Source organism: Roseomonas sp. TAS13 (assembly GCF_001950415.1).
GTDB classification, from domain to species: Bacteria; Pseudomonadota; Alphaproteobacteria; order Acetobacterales; family Acetobacteraceae; genus Roseomonas; species Roseomonas mucosa.
Window position 1 is genome coordinate 1 of record NZ_BDLP01000366.1, and the last position, 4,270, is coordinate 4,270.

Annotated in this window: 3 protein-coding genes and 1 pseudogene; all 4 read left to right on the top strand. The window is 66.7% G+C overall.

The window, feature by feature from the left end; genetic code table 11:
- Positions 1-1,198, top strand: a pseudogene (gene tnpC, locus ROTAS13_RS20240) (IS66 family transposase); the annotation flags it as partial.
- A gap of 358 nt (positions 1,199-1,556) precedes the next feature.
- Entirely contained in the window at positions 1,557-3,122 is a 1,566-nt protein-coding gene (gene istA, locus ROTAS13_RS20245) for an IS21 family transposase (protein ID WP_075823235.1), read from the top strand.
- Positions 3,055-3,783, top strand: coding sequence for an IS21-like element helper ATPase IstB (gene istB / locus ROTAS13_RS20250; RefSeq protein WP_027297445.1), 729 nt, complete (start codon positions 3,055-3,057; stop codon positions 3,781-3,783). The genes istA and istB overlap by 68 nt, the downstream gene beginning before the upstream one ends.
- A gap of 186 nt (positions 3,784-3,969) precedes the next feature.
- Positions 3,970-4,270, top strand: a 301-nt coding sequence (locus ROTAS13_RS26535) for an IS110 family transposase (protein ID WP_253187722.1), incomplete at its 3' end; no start/stop codon positions are given.

Below are 4,270 nucleotides of genomic sequence, written 5' to 3' on the forward strand. Positions count from 1 at the left end.
GGCGCCGGAGGCGACGGCCTGCCCGTGCTGCCAGGGCCCCCTGGTCGAGATTGGCGCCGATGCCGCAGAGCGGCTCGACGTCATCCCGGCCCAGTTCCGCGTGCTCGTGACGAGGCGCCCGAAGCTCGCCTGCCGGGCCTGCCCCGGCGTGGTTCTGCAGGCGCCCGCGCCGGCCCGGCTGATCGAGGGTGGCGTGCCGACCGAGGCGACCGTCGCGCACGTGCTGGTCTCCCGCTACGCCGACCATCTGCCATTGTATCGCCAGTCGCAGATCCTGGCGCGGCAGGGGATCGAGATCGGACGCGAGATCCTGGCCGACTGGAGCGGCACCGGCGCACTTGAGATCGTCCCTGTGGTCCGGCGAATGCACGAGATCCTGCTGGCCTCGCCGCGGCTGTTCGCCGACGAGACCACTATGCCTGTGCTCGACCCGGGCCGTGGCAAGACGAAGAAGGGCTTTGCCTGGGCGATCGCGCGCGACGATCGGCCCTGGGGTGGGACGGATCCACCGGCAGTGGTGTTCCACTACGCGCCAGGCCGCGGCGCCGAGCATGCGAAGGACCTGCTCAGCACCTATGCTGGCATCCTGCAGTGTGATGGCTATGGCGGCTACAAGGCGCTGGCGGCGAGCAATGCCGGCATCACGCTGGCATTCTGCTGGAGCCATGTGCGGCGCGAGTTCATCGAGCTGGCCAGGGGTAAAGCGGCGCCGATCGCCAGCGAGACCCTGCAGCGCGTTGCCGCGCTCTACGCCATCGAAACCGAGATCCGCGGCAAGCCGCCCGAGGTGCGCCGCGCCGTCCGCCAGGAACAGAGCCGACCTCTGGTCGATGACCTGTTCGCCTGGCTCACGGAGCGGCTTGCCACTCTGCCTGGTGGCAGCCCGACTGCGCAGGCCATCCGCTACGCGCTGAACCACCGTGAGGGCCTCGTCCGGTTCCTTGACGACGGCCGCATCGAGCTCGACACCAACACAGTCGAGCGCGCCATCCGCCCGATCTGCCTCAGCCGCAAGAACGCGCTGTTCGCCTCCGGTGACGATGGTGGCGCACGCTGGGCCGCCGTCGCATCGCTCGTGGAAACCTGCAAGCTGAACGGCGTCGACCCGCAGCGCTACTTCACCGACATGCTGACCCGCCTCGTCAACGGCTGGCCCAACAGCCGGATCGACGAGCTCATGCCGTGGCGATGGGCCGCCGAAGAACGCGCCTCAGCGTCAACCGATGACCGCGAGGGCCTGCAGGCCTCGCTTACAACGCTGCGCCAGTTCCTGCGGACTGACTACCGGGGCCTCGTTACCCTGGTGGCCGAATGGGGGGAGCTCCGAAAGGCTCTCGGGCTGTGGAAGGTGCCGCACTATTCCACCCTGGCCTACGCAGCGCGCCGCCTTCTGCCGGAGGCAGAAAAAGGGGGGTCTTCCACCACGCCCAGGTGGTCATCCTCGGGCGGGTGTGGATCGGCATGGAATAGGAACCCTGTTGGAGGGGTGATCGGCGTCCAAAACTACCCCCCCGGATTTGAGATGCTGCCGTTCCTGGAGAGGAGCGGTGGGGGAGATGCTGAGCGTGGACATGATTGCCCGGATCCGGCGGGCTCACTTTGTTGATGGCAAATCGATCAAGCAGATCACGCGCGAGATGGGCCTGGCGCGGAACACGGTGCGGCGTGTGCTGCGCACGGGTGAGACGAAGTTCACCTACGAGCGGCAGGTGCAGCCGCGGCCCAAGCTCGGGGCGTGGACGGAGGAGCTGGAGCGGCGGCTGAGTGCCAATGAGCGCCTGCCCAGCCGCGAACGGCTCGACCTGATCCGGGTCTTCGAGGACCTGCAGGAGAGAGGCTTTACCGGCGGCTACGACACGGTCCGCCGCTACGCCCGGGCGCGGCAGCGTCAGCGCGGGACTGCTGTCTCGGATGCCTATATTCCGCTGAGCTTTGCCCCTGGCGAGGCCTACCAGTTCGACTGGTCGCAGGAGGTCGTGGTGGTGCACGGCGCCACCATGGCGGTGCGGGTGGCACAGGTCCGTCTTTGTCACAGCCGGATGCTGTTCGTGCGAGCCTACCCGCGCGAGAGCCAGGAGATGGTGTTCGACGCGCACGACAAGGCGTTCGCGTTTTTTCGGGGTGCTTGCCAGCGCGGCATCTACGACAACATGCGTACCGCGGTGGATGTCGTGGGAGCTGGGCGGGAGCGTCAGTTCAACCGCCGGTTCTTGCAGATGTGCAGTCACTACCTGGTAGAACCGACTGCCTGCACACCGGCCTCGGGCTGGGAGAAGGGTCAGGTCGAGAACCAGGTCGGGTTGGTGCGGAACCGGTTCTTCAAGCCACGCCTGAAGTTCCCGAGCTTTCATGACATGAATGGATGGCTGCTCGAGAGGTGCGTGGACCACGCCCGCAATCACCCGCATCCCGAGCGCCGTGACCTCCCGGTCTGGGAGATGTTCGAGCAGGAACGGCCAGCCCTGCTCCCCTATGCCGGCAGCTTCGATGGGTTCAATGCCCGCACCTGCGCCGTCTCCAAGACCTGTCTCGTGATGTACGACAAGAACAAGTACTCGGTCATGTCCCAGGCCGTGGGGCGGCCGGTCGAGGTGCACGCCTACGCCGAGAGGATCGTCATCAGCCAGGACGGGCAGGTGGTGGGCGAGCACCCGCGCTGCTTTGGCCGCGAGCAGATCGTCTACGACCCCTGGCACTACGTACCGGTGCTGGCGCGCAAGCCCGGCGCGCTGCGCAACGGCGCCCCGTTCAAGGACTGGGTGCTGCCCGGTGCCCTGGGCCGGGTGCAGAGCCGGCTTCGCGGAACCGCCGATGGCGACCGGCAGATGGTGGCGATCCTGCAGGCTGTGCTGTTGGACGGGCTGTCGGCCGTGGAGGCGGCCTGCGGCGAGGCCCTGGGGGCAGGCCTGTGCAGCAGTGACGTGGTGCTGAACGCCCTGTCGCGCCAGCGGCCCGAGGTCGCGGCGCCGAGCATCCCCACCCCTGACGCACTCCGGCTGCGGCACGAGCCGATCGCCGACTGCGGCCGCTACGATACACTCAGGAGCCAAGGCCATGGAACGACATCAGGTATTGGAGCTGATGAGCGAACTCAAGCTCATCGGAATGAAAGCCGCCTATGACGAGTTGCTCAGCGCCGCCATCAAACGTCAGCATCCGGTGCAGCAACTCGTCGGCAACCTGCTGCAGGCCGAGATCGCTGAGAAACAGGCGCGCTCGATCCGCTACCAGGTCACCATCGCCAAGCTACCCTTGATCAAGGAAATCGCCGAGTTCGACTTCACGGACACCCCGATCAACGAGGCACTGGTGCGCGACATGGCCACCGGCGCGTTCCTCGACAGCCAGCGAAACGCCGTGCTGGTGGGCGGCACCGGCACGGGCAAGACGCATCTGGCGGTCGCCATCGCGCTCAGCTGCATCCGCCTGGGGCGCCGAGCCCGGTTCTACACCGTCATCGACCTGGTGAACCGCCTCGAAGCCGAGGCGCGCGCCGGCAAGACCGGTCGCCTGGCCGAGCAGCTGACACGGCTGGACCTCGTGGTACTGGACGAGCTCGGCTATCTGCCCTTCGCTCAGTCCGGCGGCCAGCTGCTGTTCCATCTGTTCAGCCGCCTCTACGAGCAGACCTCCATCCTCGTCACCACCAACCTGCTGTTCGCCGAATGGCCCACCGTGTTCAACGACGCCAAGATGACCACGGCTCTGCTCGACCGCCTCACCCATCACTGCGACATCATCGAGACCGGCAACGCCAGCTGGCGGTTCAGAAACCGCAACTAGCCCATCCAGAACCCCCGTCGGAAACCCAGATCCGGGGTCAATCTTGCACGCTTATCAGGGGTCAATTTTGGATGCTGATTGACAGCACTGCGCATGCTGGCCCGGCGCTGGCTCACCCTCGCCGCCGAGATCCGCGAACTCGACGATGCGCTCGAAAGGCTGGTTCGTCACCAGGCATCGGCCTTAATGGCGGCGCCGGGCATCGCCGTCGGCACGATCGCGGAGATGCTTATCGTCCTTGGCGACAATCCCGAGCGTATCCGCTCAGAGGCCGCCTTCGCCAAGCTCTGCGGCGTTTGTCCCATCCCGGCATCCAGCGGCAAGACCACCCGCCATCGTCTCAACAGGGGCGGCAACCGACGAGCCAACGCTGCGCTGCACCGCGTGGCCGTTGTCCGGATGCGCTCCCATCCCGAAACGAAAGCCTATGTCCATCGTCGAACAGCCGAGGGCAAGTCCCTTCGGGAGATCCGACGCTGCCTGAAGC